The sequence below is a fragment of the Salinivibrio sp. EAGSL genome (assembly GCF_013366455.1).
Classification (GTDB): domain Bacteria; phylum Pseudomonadota; class Gammaproteobacteria; order Enterobacterales; family Vibrionaceae; genus Salinivibrio; species Salinivibrio costicola.
Window position 1 is genome coordinate 120030 of the sequence record NZ_JABWMG010000002.1, and the last position, 16248, is coordinate 136277.

Consider the following 16248-nt stretch of genomic DNA (forward strand, 5'->3'; position numbering starts at 1 on the left):
AAACGCCCACAAAGAGGTGGGCGTCAACACGGTTAGGAAGCCAGCGGCCAGAGTGACTCTACTGCCTGCAGGGGGCGTTGATCGGGGTTAGATAAATAGTGGGGGCGCGGTGGCAACCCACTAAAGGGCTTCACCGTTTTGTTTTCCACACTATTGTAGACGAACATTAAAATCGAACGTGGGTCGTTGGCGATATTATCGGGTGAGCCATGCATCAAGTTACAATCATGGAACACCAAGGTACCGGCTTGTCCCGTTACAGAGGCAATGCCATTGTCTTCTAACAATGCCTCCATGGTCTCTGGCTTGGGCACCCCCAGCATTTGTTTTTTCAGCGATTGCTGATAGTTCTTCTCGCCGGTGTTGCCTTCACAAGACGCATAGTGATGGTGCGAGCCGGGGATTACATACAAAGGCCCATTGTGCTCGGTGTTGTCGGTTAACATCAGCCATACGGTCACGGCTCGCATCCGTGGCATTCCATCCTCAACGTGCCAAGTCTCGAAGTCAGAATGCCAAGGAAACGACTTGCCTTTAAACGCAGGCTTAATATTGACGCGCGATTGCATCAAATATGCGTCCGAACCCAAAATTTGCCGCACTTTATTGAGAATGCGCGGATCGCGTGAGAAGCGATCAATCAAATCACTGTAGGCAAAAGGTTTAAAAATAGTACGCAGCTCATCACTATCCGGCTCGGTATATAGCTCTTCATAGCCGGCCATATCATCGCGCAAACGGGTTATTTCACGCTTAAGCGGTGCCACCATTTCCGGCATGTAATCCTTCATAACCAGAAAGCCCTGGCGCTCGAACGTATCCAGCTCGTGCTGGCTTAAGCTATGCGGTACCTCTGGCTGCGCACTGCCGTACACAACAGGGTCTAGACGTGGGGAGAGGGTTTCTTTTCCATTGACGCGTGAGGGATACAAATCGGGAGTACCTTCCATTATTGACACCTCCTTCATGTCGTTCGTTTTTTAGTGATATCTTCTCGCTGTTTGAGGCCCTAAAGGGCGTGAATTGCACACAACACAGTTGCGGGCGGCTAATCAAAAATCAACCCCCAGCGCGTGCTATGCATCTTCTTGGATAACTGCGCGCTACCCTACCAGCTCCACATCGAACAGTGAACCTTTGTAAACCCACAACCGCTATGCGTCATAGTAAGCCATCCTAATGATCGCTTTCACCGCGATCCCGTTCAAATCCAAATGAGTTCGTGCTACCCTGCGCGCCTCCCACGGGGAACAACTATCTATTCGTCGATCGACGCCTATACGCATACGCTATACTGCGGATGGGCATCAGCCAGTGAAAGTGATCAATCCATGAGCCAAGGTACGCTTTACATTGTTTCCGCCCCGAGTGGCGCGGGCAAATCTAGCCTGATTTCAGCGCTACTGAATGATAACCCTCGCTATGACATGAAAGTGTCGGTATCGCACACCACCCGCGCCATGCGTCCGGGAGAAGAAGATGGCGTGCATTATCACTTTGTTGAGGTAGAAGCATTTAAGGCCTTAATCGACCAAGGTGCTTTTTTAGAGCATGCAGAGGTATTCGGCAATTATTACGGCACGTCCAGGGTCTGGATTGAAAAAATGCTTAACAATGGCGTCGATATTTTTCTTGATATCGATTGGCAAGGTGCCGAGCAAATTCGTCAGCAAATGCCCGCAAGTAAGAGTATTTTTATTTTGCCGCCAAGCCGTGAAGAGCTGGAACGACGCTTGACAACGCGTGGCCAAGACAGTGATGAGGTCATTGCCACACGCATGCAAGAGGCACGTTCGGAAATCTCTCACTATGCTGATTATGATTACCTGATTATTAATGATGACTTTGACGTCGCATTAATGGATATTAAGGCCATCGTCCGCGCAGAGCGGATGGGGCAAACCAAGCAAGCCAGCAAATATCATACAATGATCGACGACCTGCTGGCCGACTAACCCAAATATTGAGACGTGGCCGCATTGCAGCACAAAGCTAGCAATAGGTCGCGGCCTTTTGTATACTTTTCGGTCATTTTTAATGACCTGTTTATTACATAGCTGGAGTCCTTCATGGCACGCGTAACTGTTCAAGACGCCGTTGAAAAAATTGGTAACCGTTTCGATCTCGTTCTGGTTGCGGCTCGCCGCGCCCGCCAAATGCAAACCGGTGGTAAAGACGCCTTAGTCGCAGAAGAAAACGACAAGTACACTGTGCTCTCTCTACGCGAAGTAGAAGAAGGACTGATTAACAAAGAAGTACTCGACGCCCGCGAGCGTCAAGAGAAGCAAGAGCAAGAAGCCGCCGAAATGGCAGCGGTTAGCACCATTTCTGGTCAACGTTAAACGCGTCATTTATCAGGGACAGGCCGTTTGTATCTATTTGATAGCCTGAAAGAAGTTGCTAGTCAATATTTGCCGGAGTCACAGCTTGAAGCGCTCCGGCAAGCTTACCTAGTAGCACGGGATGCCCATGACGGGCAGACTCGTTCAACGGGCGAACCTTACATCATTCACCCCATTGCGGTAGCACGGATCCTGGCAGAAATGCGTTTGGATTGTGAAACCCTCATGGCGGCGTTATTACACGATGTCATTGAAGACACCGAGGTGACCAAAGACGATCTGCAGCAGCGCTTTGGTGATGTGGTGGCTGAACTGGTTGACGGCGTGTCTAAGCTCGACAAGCTCAAATTCCGTGATCGCAAAGAAGCCCAAGCCGAGAACTTTCGCAAAATGGTCATGGCCATGGCGCATGACATTCGCGTTATTTTGATCAAACTCGGCGATCGCACCCATAACATGCGCACACTGGGCGCCCTACGTCCGGATAAAAAGCGTCGTATTGCCCGCGAAACCCTAGAGATTTTTGCCCCACTCGCTCATCGTTTAGGTATCCATAATATAAAAGTCGAGCTCGAAGAGCTGGGCTTTGAAGCTCTCTACCCCAATCGCTATCGCGTGCTCAAAAAAGTGATTGCGCAAGCTCGGGGAAACCGCAAAGAGATGATTCAAAAAATCCATGCGGAAATCGAAGGGCGACTTGAAGATGCTGGCATTGAGGCCCGTGTACTGGGCCGAGAAAAAATCTCTATTCCATCTACAACAAGATGAGGAACAAAGAGCAGCGTTTCCATACCATCATGGATTTGTATGCGTTTCGGGTGATCGTGCGCGATCTCGATACCTGTTATCGGGTGCTGGGGCAAATGCACAGCCTGTATAAGCCTCGCCCTAGCCGCGTCAAAGATTATATCGCTGTTCCCAAAGCGAACGGCTATCAATCACTGCATACGTCGATGATCGGCCCCCACGGTGTCCCGGTTGAAGTGCAGATTCGTACCGAAGATATGGATCAAATGGCGGATAAAGGGGTCGCGGCGCACTGGGCTTATAAAAACGGCTCCGATCGTCCATCAGGGACCACCGCGCAAAAACGGGCGCAACGATGGATGCAAAACATTATCGAGCTGCAACAAAGTGCCGGGAGCTCCTTTGAGTTCATCGAAAGCGTTAAGTCAGACCTTTTCCCCGATGAGCTTTACGTCTTTACGCCGAAAGGGCGAATTGTCGAGCTGCCGGTCGATGCGACCGCGGTCGATTTTGCCTATGCAGTGCATACGGATGTCGGCAATACCTGTGTCGGTGCGCGAGTTAATCGTCAGCCCTATCCGCTCAGTCAGCCGTTAAAAAACGGCCAGACCGTCGAGATCATCACTGCGCCAGGCGCGCGCCCCAATGCCGCTTGGCTTAACTATGTGGTCACGGCACGGGCGCGTACCAAGATTCGTCAGGTACTGAAAACCATGCGCCGGGAAGAGTCGGTGACCTTAGGCCGCCGCTTGCTCAATCATGCGCTTGGGGAACAAAACTTGCCGGACATCGACGCCGCGCGAGTCGATACCGTGTTAAGCGATCTCAAGCTCAAAACCAGCGACGACTTACTCGCCTCGATTGGTTTGGGTGAACTCATGAGCGTGGTGATAGCACGTCGCTTACTGAATCAAGACCCGGCCGCGCCTACCGAAGGTAAAATGCCGATTCGCGGTGCCGATGGCATTCTAGTGACCTATGCCAACTGTTGTCGCCCCATTCCAGGCGATCCTATCATTGCCCATGTTAGTCCCGGCAAGGGGTTGGTGATTCACCGTGAAACCTGTGCCAATATTCGCGGCCATCGCCAAGAGCCGGATAAGTATATGCCGGTGGAATGGGCGGATGATTTTGAGCAAGAGTTCAGTACCCGCGTCAGAGTCGATATGCAAAACCATCAAGGCGCATTGGCCGATTTAACCAACACCATTGCCTCAACGGGCTCCAATATCCAAGGGCTCTCCACTGAAGAGCGTGATGGTCGCTTGTACACTATCTTTGTTCGATTAACGACCAAAGATCGGGTGCACCTCGCCAACATTATGCGCCGCCTGCGGGTGATGCCCAATGTGGTGAAAGTCAGCCGCCAAAAGAACTGATCGTCGCGATACATTATTATTGTCTGTCGCCCACCCTTTTGGTGGGCGCGTTTGTCTTTCGTCTGTCATTTACGGAATTGAATCATGACACCTGAACGCTTTGAACGCATTCATCAGGTGCTGGCAAAGCGCCAGCCTGATCTCACTGTGTGTATGGAGCAAGTCCACAAGCCCAATAACATTTCTGCCATCATTCGTACTGCCGATGCGGTGGGCATTCATCGTATGCATGCGGTATGGCCAGAAGGCACCAAAATGCGGACCTTAGGCGGTACATCTGCCGGTTCACGCAATTGGATTGACGTGGTCACCCATAACACGACCGCGGATGCTTTTGAGGCCATGCAAGCGCAAGGCATGCAAGTATTGGTCACTAACCTATCGGAAACGGCCATCGACTTTCGTGAGGTTGATTACACCCGACCAACCGCCATTATCCTCGGCCAAGAAAAACATGGCATCAGTCGCGAAGCGCTCGATAAAGCCGATCAAGACATCCTCATTCCAATGGTGGGTATGGTACAGTCGCTGAACGTGTCAGTGGCTAGCGCCTTGATTTTGTACGAAGCGCAACGCCAACGCCAAGCGGCAGGCATGTACCAGTTGGCGAAGACACGCTTGCCCGACGATGAAGTGCATCACATCCTGTTTGAGCGCGGTCATCCGGTGCTCGCCCGCGTGGCCAAGCAAAAGGGGCTGCCTTATCCGCCACTCGATGACAATGGGCAAATTATTGCTGACGAAACATGGTGGGCGAGCATGCAGGCGGCAAAACACGCGCGTTAATCGCTTAGCAAGCTCAACCTGACGGATAAAGAAACGGATGCAATCTTCCATGCTTAGCGCAGTAACCGTCGATACCTTTAAGGGTGTCGGCAGTAAAATGGCTGAAAAGCTGGCTAAAATCGGCCTGCATACGGTGCAGGACGTGTTGTTTCATCTGCCGTATCGCTATGAAGATCGCACCCGAGTGTGGCCGGTTGCCAGTCTATTACCTGGCCAGCATGCCACCATCGAAGGTGAAATCACCCATAATGACACCGTGTTTGGCCGCCGCCGGATGCTCACGGTTCGGGTGCAAGATGGCAGCGGCGCGTTAACGCTACGCTTTTTCAATTTTAATGCCGCGATGAAAAATAGCTTGGCGGTCGGCAAACAGGTGAAAGCCTATGGCGAACTTAAACGGGGCAAACACGGGCTAGAAATCATTCACCCCGAGTATCAAGTCTTTTCCGAGCTCACCGAGTTGGTGATGGAAGAAACGCTGACGCCGGTCTATCCGACCACCGAAGGGCTGCGCCAAGCGACGCTACGTCAGCTCACCGACCAAGCGCTGGCTTTATTAGATAAAAGCGGTGTCGAAGAATTACTCCCTGAAGGCTTGTACGATCGACAACTGTCTTTGCGTGACGCCTTACACCTATTGCACCGCCCTCCGCCAGAGACGGTACTGGATGATTTATTAACGGGCCAACATCCCGCCCAGCGACGCTTAATCATTGAAGAGCTCCTTGCCCAGCACCTGTCGATGCTGTCAGTTCGTCATCACGCACAGCAAGTGAAAGGGGTCGCCCTCGCCCCGAGTCACTCGCTCGGACAACGCCTGTTAGACAATTTGCCCTTCTCTCCCACAGGGGCACAATCACGAGTGGTTAGCGAGATCAGTGCCGATTTAGCCAAACCATTCCCGATGATGCGCTTAGTCCAAGGTGATGTCGGCGCCGGTAAAACCTTGGTCGCCGTACTCGCCGCCTTACAAGCTATCGAACAAGGCCATCAGGTTGCGTTAATGGCACCGACCGAGCTATTGGCCGAGCAACACGCCACCAATTTTGCCCAATGGCTAGAGCCGCTAGGTATCCAAGTCGGCTGGCTTGCCGGTAAATTAAAAGGCAAGGCACGGACACAAACCTTGGCACACATCGCCGACGGCGAGGCGCAAATGGTGGTCGGTACTCATGCGTTATTTCAAGCCAGTGTCCAATTTAAAAGCTTGGCGCTGGTGATCATCGACGAGCAACACCGGTTTGGTGTCCACCAACGGCTTGCCTTGCGTGAAAAAGGCGAGCAACAGGGCGCGCATCCACATCAGTTGATCATGACCGCTACGCCTATTCCACGCACCTTGGCGATGACCGCCTATGCCGACTTAGAAACCTCGGTGATTGATGAATTGCCACCAGGACGCACGCCGATTCAAACCGTTGCGGTGCCGGACACGCGCCGTGATGACATTATTGCCCGGGTCAACGCCGCCTGCAGTGATGGTCGGCAAGCCTATTGGGTATGCACATTAATTGAAGAGTCTGACGCTTTAGAGGCGCAAGCCGCTGAAGATACGACTACGGCACTCAAAGAAGCGTTACCGAATCTGACCATTGGCCTGGTTCATGGCCGAATGAAAGCGGCGGAAAAACACGCAGTGATGGATGCCTTTAAGCAAGGCGAGGTGCAGTTATTGGTGGCAACCACTGTCATTGAAGTGGGCGTCGATGTCCCTAACGCCAGCCTAATGATTATCGAAAACCCTGAACGACTCGGGCTGGCACAACTCCACCAGCTACGTGGCCGTGTCGGTCGTGGATCCGTCGCCAGCCATTGTGTGCTGCTTTATCATGCCCCTTTGTCGACAACCGCCACTCAGCGCTTGGGCGTACTGCGAGACAGCAATGACGGCTTTGTCATTGCTCAACGCGATCTCGATATCCGTGGGCCAGGCGAGTTATTGGGCACCCGCCAGACCGGTTTGGCTGAGTTTAAAATTGCCGATTTAGTCCGCGACCAAGCGCTGATCCCCGAGGTACAAAAGCTGGCCAGTCATTTGCACCAGCACTACCCCAAACATGCACAGGCCATCATTCGCCGCTGGTTGGGACATAAAACCCACTATTCCAACGCCTAATGGCCGCTTAACGCGGCCTATTTACCGACCGGGAACGTCATTTGGATCCGCAGCCCGCCTTCGGTCCGTGATGATAAACGAATATCGCCATGAAGCTGTTCAACAATCCGTTTCACGATCGCAAGCCCTAGCCCTGTTCCTTCGCTACCCCGCGCCGTATCGCCGCGAGTAAACGGCTGGAACAAGGTATTTTCGAGACTCGCATCAATGCCCGGACCATTATCTTCCACCTCCACCCATTGATACGTATGGTCCGCATTGCTACCACACCGCAGCCTTACCCAGCCATTGCCATAACGCACCGCATTAACCACGAGGTTGGTAACCGCCCGTTTTAGCGCCACCGAGTTGGCATATAAATCACCGTGCAGCGATTCTAAGTCCAAGACAATATCAACGCCCATTGACTGCTGATGGTTCGCTACATCGCGACAGATGGTGGATAAATCAACGGGATCCGGATCTTGCTGTTGCACCGCGCGTAAATAATCCATGAATTGATTAATGATCTCATTACACTCTTCCGTGTCTTCGGTGATGCTATCGGCCAAATACGCATCGTCGGATGACATCATTTCAGTCGCCAGTCGAATGCGCGTGAGTGGTGTGCGTAAATCATGGCTGACGCCCGCCATTAACAAGGCGCGATCTTCTTCGAGTTTACGTATCCCTGCTGACATTTTATTAAAGGCCACGGTCACCGCCTGAATTTCTGACGCCCCCCGGGGTGGGACGGGATCAGGAAAGCGACCATCGGCGACATCGAGCGCGGCCCGCTCCAACGCAACCAGGGGTCGGTTTTGCATCTTAATAAACAACCAGCCGCCGGCAATCACCAACAACGCAATCACCAAGCTATATTGAAACAGCGGCGCAAAGTCATCTTGATGCAGCTCCGATAAGGGGATCCGCATTAAAAAATCATCAATGGCCTCAAACTTCAGCCATAACACATAGCTTTCTTCGCCACTGACCAGGCGCACTTGGGTCTTTGTTCCGAGCTCTTCGCTAATATGTTCGCTTAAGTAGTCAATCTCCATCGCATCTTGGAACGCGCTTGCGCGCTCACTGCTTGGCGCATGGAGGGTTACCCCAATTTGTTCCAGCAATTGTCGACGCACCGGCTCACCCAGATGAAGGACTTCACCATCTTTCAGATACCAGTCTTCTTCCAGCATCAAGCGGACTTCAAAGGCTAAAATCTTATTGAACTGCTGCAAGCTAGGCAGCAACGCGTAATTAACAATGGTCAGGTAAGAAAAAACTTGGCTGGCAATTAATAAGCCAGCCAAAATCAATAAGGTTCGCGCGAAGCTCGTCCGCGGTGACATCCGCATCGCTACACCTCACCATCAGGCACAAACACGTAGCCGAGTCCCCACACCGTTTGGATATAACGCGGTTTGCTTGGATCCTCCTCGACCATACGGCGTAAACGGGAGATTTGTACATCAATCGAGCGCTCCATCGCTGAGTACTCGCGGCCACGCGCCATGTTCATGAGTTTGTCCCGAGAAAGCGGCTCACGCGCATTGGTCACTAAAGCTTTGAGCACTGCAAATTCCCCCGAGGTGAGTGTCATCGGTTCGTCATTACGAAACATCTCACGCGTGCCCAAATTAAGACGAAACTCACCAAAGGTGACCGTGGTGGAGTCAGCACTCGGCGCGCCAGGCGCTTCTATTGTTTGACGGCGTAAAACCGCACGCACCCGAGCCAGTAATTCTCGTGGGTTAAACGGCTTAGGTAAGTAATCGTCGGCTCCGACCTCCAAACCGACAATTCGGTCAATTTCATCCCCTTTCGCCGTCAGCATTAAAATGGGCAATTGATTATTGGCTTGGCGCAAGCGGCGGCATATCGACAGGCCATCTTCCCCAGGGAGCATTAAATCAAGCACCATAAGATTAAAGGCTTCACGCGCCAATAATCGATCCATTTGTTCGGCATTGGCGACACTTCGTACCTGAAACCCTTGCTCGGTCAGGTAGCGCTCTAGCAGTGAACGCAGACGCATATCATCATCCACGACTAGAATTTTATAGTTCTCTTGCATGCTTCGCCCTCAATGCTGTTCGCTGCCTAATCATCAAGCAGCTATTACCGTCATCTGATTGAATTTTGCCACAGTTGTGCGCCAGGCCGCGTGTTTGTCCGCACAGAACTGTACGGTAAATTGTTACCGAGTGTTGCCTCGACAAGCTCACTCGCTTCTTGTACTTTCCTGAACAAGGTTATATCGCACGACGCCAGTTGGCTAGTGAAAGGAGAGGTAACGTGAAAACCAAATTGGTGACCCGTGAAGGGTTTAATGCGCTCAAAACCGAGCACGATTACCTGTGGCACGAGCGACGTCCAGAAGTGACCAAAATTGTCAGCTGGGCCGCCAGTTTAGGGGATCGTTCAGAAAACGCGGACTACACCTATAATAAACGGCTGTTGCGGCAAATCGACCGCCGTGTCCGCTACCTGCGCAAGCGGCTGAACGACTTAACCATTGTCGATTATGCGCCCGAGCAAGAGGGCCGAGTGTTTTTTGGCGCCTGGGTCGAGATTGAAAACGAGGCCGGCGACACCAAGCAATTTCGCATTGTCGGTCCCGATGAAATTTATGAGCGCAAAGACTACATTTCGATTGATGCCCCCATGGCGCGCGCGTTATTGAAAAAAGCGGTCGACGATGACGTCGTGGTGTCAACGCCAGAAGGCGAAAAACAATGGTTTATCAATACTATCACCTATCCCAAGCCAGGCAATGATTCAGTCTGAGCATCACTCATCTTGATGACCTTGATGGGAACGAAAAGGAAACACATGCACACATCGATTATCCAAACCCTGGCCCAAGAGCTTAATGTCGCGACTGGCCAGGTCAACACCGCGGTGACACTGCTGGACGACGGAAACACTGTCCCTTTTATCGCCCGCTACCGTAAAGAAGCCACGCAAGGTTTAGACGATTCGCAGTTACGCACCCTTGAGACCCGTTTGGTCTATCTGCGCGAATTGGACGCTCGTCGTGACACCATCCTCAAATCGATTGACGAACAAGGCAAGCTGACCGAGGGGCTGCGCCGCGATATTGTCGCCGCAGAGAGCAAAAACCGACTGGAAGATTTATACCTTCCCTACAAACCGAAACGCCGGACCAAAGGGCAGATTGCCATCGAAGCAGGGCTGGAGCCTCTTGCTGATACGCTATGGCGCGATCCGTCCCAAACACCTGAGACCACCGCCGCACCATTTGTCGCCCCTGATAAAGGCGTGGCCGATACCAAAGCGGCGCTGGATGGTGCCCGAGCGATCATGATGGAGCGTCTTGCCGAAGATGCCAGCCTGCTTGAAACGCTCCGCCAATACCTGAAGCAATATGCGGTGCTGCGCGCCACCGTGGTTGCTGGTCAGGAAGACGCCGGTGCCAAGTTTAAAGACTACTTTGATCACCAAGAGTCGATTGCCAAAGTGCCTTCTCACCGCGCGCTGGCCATGTTGCGCGGCCGCAACGAAGGCGTATTACAGCTGGCATTGATTGCCGATCCGGATCAAGATCCAGCAAGCAAGCAAAGCGTGTGCGAGACCATGATCGCTCAGCATTATCAGCTTTCTTTGGGCAGCGCCCCAGCTGACCGCTGGCGCCAACAAGTGATAGCCTTTGCCTGGCGGGTCAAAATCTTGATGCACCTAGAAACTGAGTTTATGGCTAACCTCAAAGAGCGGGCGGAAAACGATGCCATTGATGTGTTTGCCGCCAACCTCAAAGATGTATTGATGGCCGCGCCAGCAGGCCCTCGCTGCACCTTAGGTATTGATCCTGGCCTGCGTACCGGCTGCAAGGTCGCCGTGGTTGACGGCACCGGCAAACTCCTCGATACCGCCACCATTTATCCCACCGCACCTCGGCATGATATAGACGGTGCAAGCAAAGTGCTGCGCCGCTTTATTAAAAGCCATAACGTGAGTTTGATTGCCGTGGGCAATGGCACTGCCTCTCGCGAAACAGAAAGCTTTGTGACCACCTTGCTCAAGCAGGCTGATTTAAGCATTCAAACGGTGATGGTCAGCGAAGCCGGTGCCTCGGTTTACTCAGCCTCTGAGCTAGCGGCTAACGAGTTTCCAGACTTAGATGTGTCGCTCCGTGGCGCCGTCTCAATCGCCCGTCGCCTGCAAGACCCTTTGGCGGAGCTGGTAAAAATTGATCCTAAGTCGATTGGGGTGGGCCAATACCAGCATGATGTCTCTCAGCACCAACTGGCCAAAAAGCTTGATGCGGTGGTGGAAGATTGTGTCAACGCTGTGGGCGTAGATTTGAATATTGCCTCTGCACCGTTGCTCACGCGCGTGGCGGGCTTAAGCCAAACGATGGCACACAACATTGTTGCGTTTCGCGACCAAAACGGCCGCTTTAATGAGCGCAAGACACTGCTGAAAGTACCTCGTTTGGGCCCCAAAGCCTATGAACAGTGCGCGGGATTTTTACGCGTCATGGACGGTACCAATCCGCTCGACCGCTCCGGCGTTCACCCAGAAACCTACCCACTGGTCAAACACATCGCCCAAAAGACGGGTAAAGCGGTCGATGCATTAATCGGCAACGGGGGCGTACTGCAAAGTTTAAACGCCAATGATTATGCCAATGACACCTTTGGGGCGATCACTGTCGCCGATGTGCTGAGTGAGCTTGCGAAACCCGGTCGCGATCCGCGTCCAGAGTTCAAAACGGCGACCTTTGCCGATGGCATTAATCAAATCAGTGATTTGAAGCCTGGGATGCAGCTCGAAGGTGTGGTGACCAATGTCACTCACTTTGGCGCCTTCGTCGACGTGGGTGTTCATCAAGACGGTTTAGTCCATATCTCTGCGCTGTCGACGCGCTTTGTCAGCGACCCACGTGAGGTGGTCAAAGCCGGTGATGTAGTAAAAGTCAAAGTCATGGAAGTGGACGTGGCGCGCAAACGGATTGGCTTATCAATGCGTCTTGATGATACGCCCGAGGCATCGGAAGCGAACGCGAAAGCGAGGCCGACTAAGCAGCGCGAAAGCAAGGCGCCCAAACAGCAATCATCATCTTCCCTAGGAGGGAGCATGGCCGATGCCTTTGCGCGCGCCAAGCGCTCTTAAAGTCAAAGGTATATAGAGCTAACCTAATAGTGCCTAACAAATGGCATATTTAGACACTAATGGCCCCGCCAATACTGGCGGGGCTTTTTATATTTTGTCTTAATCAGGACATGGCTTAAGGACTGGATCGTATTAAATCACAATCAATACTTCGGAGGGCATGTTCGCCACGCTTGCCTGCTGGTAGCGCATCGCCACTACCGCACGCGTTTGCTCAAACCGTTTTAGCTGCTCAATTTTTTCTAACACTTCTTCGGGCATTTTTAAGCCCATCGTGTAGCCATTATCTTGGCGATCTTGCTCACTGGGATCCGTGCGTGCTATGGCATCGATACGACCTGCGATATTGGCGCCATCGTAGTCGGCATGCGTTAATGAATCACGCTGATAGTCCAGCGAGTAGTTGGGGTGTTGGGCAGGATCCCAGGATGAACGTCCCAGCTGCTTATCTTGATCAGAAGGGGCTTTACCATTGTCGGGCTCGGGAGATGACTTAGCAGGGACGATTTTTTCGCGCAAGCGATTGTCCCGCGCAACTTGCTCCGTTGGCGGGTTCACCGATGGCGCGACAGTTGGAATACTGACGCTGGCTGGCGATATGCTCATCTGATGCTACCTCCCACACCAGCTGAAGGCCTAATTGTTAGTGCGGCCTTGTCGTCTTTCTATCAGTTTAGACGATAACCGCGAGTATTGTACCTATTGTACCTAAGGCCGACACAAATTTACCCGCAGTGTACGATGAATCATCGCTTTCTTGGACTTTCTCCGGATGCTCCATCCCCAATGCGCCGTAGGTAAACGACTTTACGGCGGACGTTTCTTCCGGCTCTTTTCCCTCTTGGGCTTTAGCGACCGCACCAGCGTTGGCGCCGTCTTTCGCGTCAACACCGCCTTTCGCGTCAACATTATTTTTTGCGGCTTGAGGCGAAGCGGGTTTATCACCTTCTTTGACCCCATTCGCTTTTGCGACGTGATCCTTAAAAGTATTGGCTTTGGACACCTGCTCAGCTTGTTTGTCCGCATTTTGCTGCGGCTGTGCCGGCGTTTTGGACTTCATCGCTTGATGATACGCCGGAGACTGCCCAACGTTACCTACGTTCATTATGGTCTCTCCTTATGCCAAAACAAGTGACATAGTTAACTTATCGGCAGAACCGTGACAGGATTGAGTCAATTCTACCAAAAAATGATCCGCACTGGCTATGTTGCCGGCAACTTGTTGCCTAAAAAGGCCTTTAGCTTGTCTACCACCGCTTCAGGCTCGGTCACGAACGGCGCGTGAGCACTGTGTGTCAGGACCTCACTGTGTGAGTCCGGAGCCAATGTTGATACCGCATCAGCCACCGACACCGGCACTAAACCATCTAACCGCCCATACATTCTCAACCAAGGCACCTTGATAGCTCCACAGCCCTGACGCAAATCCGTGTCCGCTAACATGGCTAAGCCATCCGCAAGCGCACGAGGGTCCGGTGTTGGCCGCGAAAATACCGCTTGCTTAAGCGCTTTTACGTCTTTTCTCGCGGTCGGTGATCCCATCGCTTGCAGCGCCATAAAGCGCTCAACTGTCAGCGAAAAGTCACGCTCAAGCTGACGAGCAAAGTCACTGAGCACCCCAGGTTTAATTCCTCGCCACCCAGGTTCGGCAACAAACTTGGGTGAGCTGGCGATGGTAACCAATCCAGTTACACGCTGTGGCGATAAAAGCGCGGCTTGTGTTGCCACTAACCCACCTAACGACCAGCCTATCCAAGTTGCATCTCCTGGTGATTCTTTAAGCAACACTTGTGCCAGATCTTCGATATTAAGCCCCGGTTGTGCCGCGCTATAGCCAAAACCGGGTAAATCAACACAGTGCACCCGGAAGTGTGGTGTTAGGTACGGCAAGATTAATGACCACACCGCGCTGTTCATTCCCCAACCATGAATGAGAACCAGATCGAGTCCTTGCCCGTGCGACTGCCAATCACATAACGCCATGTTTACACTACCTTGGTTGCTTTTTGCTCAGGACGCTTATGATATCAATAATCGTGCCACGGCGCTTTACACGTGTACTGACCCACTGGCGAGGCAAACTCTTGCCCTTACAGTGTCCCGTTTGCCACCTCGCCTTGCCTGCCCATCACTCCCTGTGCTGTGATGCGTGTTGGGATGCCCATCATCAGTGTTTACTTTGTCAGTGTTGTGGACTGCCTGTTTCACAACCACAAGCGCGATGTGGCGCCTGCCTCAGCCAGCCGCCAGCTTGGGACCGCTTGGTTGCTATCAGTGGCTACCATGATCCTCTCCCGCAGTTAATTCACGCGTTCAAATACCAAGGAGCCTTCGAGCTGGCATTGCCGTTTGCCCAGCAGCTCAGTGATCGTATTCTCACCCCCGCACCGGTGCTGTTGCCGGTGCCGCTGCATTGGCGACGTCGTTGGCAACGAGGGTTTAATCAAAGTCTGCACTTGGCTTGGGCACTTGCCGACAACCTTGATACTCGGGTGGTGGATACGTACTTGTCTCGCGCCCGACATACCGCGCCACAACAAGGTCTCAGTCGGCAAGACAGGTTACATAATCTGCGTGGTGCTTTTGCTCTTCATGGCCCGCTCCCCGCTTCTCATGTCGCCATCGTCGACGATGTCGTCACCACCGGACAAACGGTATCGCAATTATGTCGATTACTGCGCAAAGCCGGTGCAAAAACGATCGATGTTTACTGTTTGGCCCGTACCGATCTACCCTAGCGGTAAGCGTGCTACCCCTGCACATAAAGTAGCCACATGGTTCGAGGGGTGATAGCCAAAGCAAACCGGAGTACACTGTATAAAACACACTGGATTAGTCAGGTATTTGTCGTGTCAGAAGTCAATATTTCAGAAAATGCACAAAGCCACTTTGTGAAGTTGCTTGAGCAGCAGCCCGAGGGCACCCATATTCGCGTGTTTGTTGTCAATCCAGGCACGCCAAACGCAGAGTGCGGTGTCTCATACTGTCCGCCGGAAGCGGTAGAAAGCAGTGATACCGAGATAAAATTCAACGGTTTTTCTGCGTTTATCGACGAACTGAGTCTCCCTTTTCTCGACGAAGCAGAGATCGACTTTGTCACCGATAAAATGGGCTCGCAGCTCACGCTGAAAGCACCGAACGCCAAAATGCGTAAAGTCGCCGATGATGCACCTTTGATGGAGCGCGTCGATTATGTGATTCAAAGCCAGGTAAACCCACAACTTGCCAGCCATGGCGGCCATGTGAACCTGATTGAAATCACTGATGATTCGGTGGCTATCCTCCAATTTGGTGGCGGGTGTAACGGTTGCTCCATGGTGGATGTAACCTTGAAAGAAGGGATTGAAAAGCAGCTATTGGCTGAATTTAGTGGTGAGCTACACGGTGTGCGCGATGTGACCGAGCACGCCCGGGGCGATCACTCTTACTACTAATAGACACCACCACGTTAATAGCAAAACAGGCCATGAGGCCTGTTTTTTGATCACATCAGTGAGTGAGGTATTGTTATGCGCGTCTTTTTTGCCTGTGTCTTGGTCGTCTTTCTGGCCGGTTGCTCGAAAGTGACTAAGCAAAACTACGATCAGTTAGAGGTCGGCATGAGTTATGACGTGGTAGTTGCTCACGTTGGCAAGCCAAGCCAATGTGATGACACCATGGGATTAACCCATTGCGTGTGGGGCGGTGATGGCAAACACATTAAGGTCTCGTTTGTCGCCGACAAAGCCACGGTACTGTCGGCAAAAGGGCTTAAGTAGTC

General features: G+C 52.4%; 15 protein-coding genes and 1 pseudogene. 10 read left to right on the forward strand and 6 right to left on the reverse strand.

The window, feature by feature from the left end; genetic code table 11:
• Nucleotides 1–32: 32 nt before the first annotated feature.
• Complete coding sequence (locus HLG76_RS01975) at nt 33–950, reverse strand: phytanoyl-CoA dioxygenase family protein (RefSeq protein ID WP_077461491.1); 918 nt, start codon at nt 948–950, stop codon at nt 33–35.
• 381 nt (nt 951–1331) lie between these two features.
• Here HLG76_RS01975 and gmk point away from each other — a divergent pair, with 381 nt between their 5' ends.
• The 5 genes and pseudogenes from gmk to recG all read left to right on the forward strand — a co-directional run bounded on the left by gmk (nt 1332) and on the right by recG (nt 7370).
• Complete coding sequence (gmk, locus tag HLG76_RS01980; protein ID WP_025744374.1) at nt 1332–1955, forward strand: guanylate kinase; 624 nt, start codon at nt 1332–1334, stop codon at nt 1953–1955.
• Between the two features lie 114 nt (nt 1956–2069).
• Nucleotides 2070–2342 carry a DNA-directed RNA polymerase subunit omega gene (rpoZ, locus tag HLG76_RS01985; protein ID WP_077461490.1) on the forward strand — a complete coding sequence of 91 codons (273 nt, stop codon included), beginning with the start codon at nt 2070–2072 and terminating at the stop codon, nt 2340–2342.
• Nucleotides 2343–2369: 27 nt separating this feature from the next.
• Nucleotides 2370–4468 (forward strand): annotated as a pseudogene (gene spoT, locus HLG76_RS01990) (bifunctional GTP diphosphokinase/guanosine-3',5'-bis pyrophosphate 3'-pyrophosphohydrolase).
• Between the two features lie 84 nt (nt 4469–4552).
• Complete coding sequence (trmH, locus tag HLG76_RS01995; RefSeq protein WP_025744372.1) at nt 4553–5254, forward strand: tRNA (guanosine(18)-2'-O)-methyltransferase TrmH; 702 nt, start codon at nt 4553–4555, stop codon at nt 5252–5254.
• A gap of 37 nt (nt 5255–5291) precedes the next feature.
• Nucleotides 5292–7370 carry an ATP-dependent DNA helicase RecG gene (gene recG / locus HLG76_RS02000; protein ID WP_077576362.1) on the forward strand — a complete coding sequence of 693 codons (2079 nt, stop codon included), beginning with the start codon at nt 5292–5294 and terminating at the stop codon, nt 7368–7370.
• 17 nt (nt 7371–7387) lie between these two features.
• Here the strand turns inward: recG and envZ are convergent, their stop codons facing one another.
• On the reverse strand, nt 7388–8707 hold the full coding sequence (gene envZ / locus HLG76_RS02005) for a two-component system sensor histidine kinase EnvZ (protein WP_077461487.1): 1320 nt from the start codon (nt 8705–8707) through the stop codon (nt 7388–7390).
• 2 nt (nt 8708–8709) lie between these two features.
• Nucleotides 8710–9426: a two-component system response regulator OmpR gene (gene ompR / locus HLG76_RS02010; protein WP_077461486.1), complete on the reverse strand. Its 717-nt coding sequence runs from the start codon at nt 9424–9426 to the stop codon at nt 8710–8712.
• Between the two features lie 221 nt (nt 9427–9647).
• On the opposite strand from ompR, the gene greB reads away from it, so the two are divergent.
• Both greB and HLG76_RS02020 read left to right on the forward strand, forming a co-directional pair.
• Entirely contained in the window at nt 9648–10139 is a 492-nt protein-coding gene (greB, locus tag HLG76_RS02015) for a transcription elongation factor GreB (protein WP_077660371.1), read from the forward strand.
• Between the two features lie 45 nt (nt 10140–10184).
• The gene (locus HLG76_RS02020) at nt 10185–12488 is read left to right on the forward strand and encodes a Tex family protein (protein WP_175992980.1); all 2304 of its coding nucleotides are present in this window, start codon (nt 10185–10187) and stop codon (nt 12486–12488) included.
• Between the two features lie 132 nt (nt 12489–12620).
• On the opposite strand, the gene HLG76_RS02025 is transcribed toward HLG76_RS02020, so the two are convergent.
• From HLG76_RS02025 to bioH, 3 genes are all read right to left on the reverse strand, one after another.
• Complete coding sequence (locus HLG76_RS02025; RefSeq protein ID WP_175992981.1) at nt 12621–13094, reverse strand: ATP-dependent Lon protease; 474 nt, start codon at nt 13092–13094, stop codon at nt 12621–12623.
• A gap of 67 nt (nt 13095–13161) precedes the next feature.
• Nucleotides 13162–13593, reverse strand: coding sequence for a hypothetical protein (locus HLG76_RS02030; RefSeq protein WP_175992982.1), 432 nt, complete (start codon nt 13591–13593; stop codon nt 13162–13164).
• 98 nt (nt 13594–13691) lie between these two features.
• Nucleotides 13692–14471, reverse strand: coding sequence for a pimeloyl-ACP methyl ester esterase BioH (bioH, locus tag HLG76_RS02035; protein WP_175992983.1), 780 nt, complete (start codon nt 14469–14471; stop codon nt 13692–13694).
• Nucleotides 14472–14509: 38 nt separating this feature from the next.
• On the opposite strand from bioH, the gene HLG76_RS02040 reads away from it, so the two are divergent.
• From HLG76_RS02040 to HLG76_RS02050, 3 genes are all read left to right on the forward strand, one after another.
• Complete coding sequence (locus HLG76_RS02040) at nt 14510–15226, forward strand: ComF family protein (RefSeq protein ID WP_175992984.1); 717 nt, start codon at nt 14510–14512, stop codon at nt 15224–15226.
• Nucleotides 15227–15337: 111 nt separating this feature from the next.
• The gene (nfuA, locus tag HLG76_RS02045) at nt 15338–15922 is read left to right on the forward strand and encodes a Fe-S biogenesis protein NfuA (protein WP_025744364.1); all 585 of its coding nucleotides are present in this window, start codon (nt 15338–15340) and stop codon (nt 15920–15922) included.
• Between the two features lie 75 nt (nt 15923–15997).
• Nucleotides 15998–16246 (forward strand): DUF3862 domain-containing protein, encoded by a 249-nt coding sequence (locus tag HLG76_RS02050; protein ID WP_077461480.1) that lies wholly within the window; start codon nt 15998–16000, stop codon nt 16244–16246.
• Nucleotides 16247–16248 lie beyond the last annotated feature (2 nt).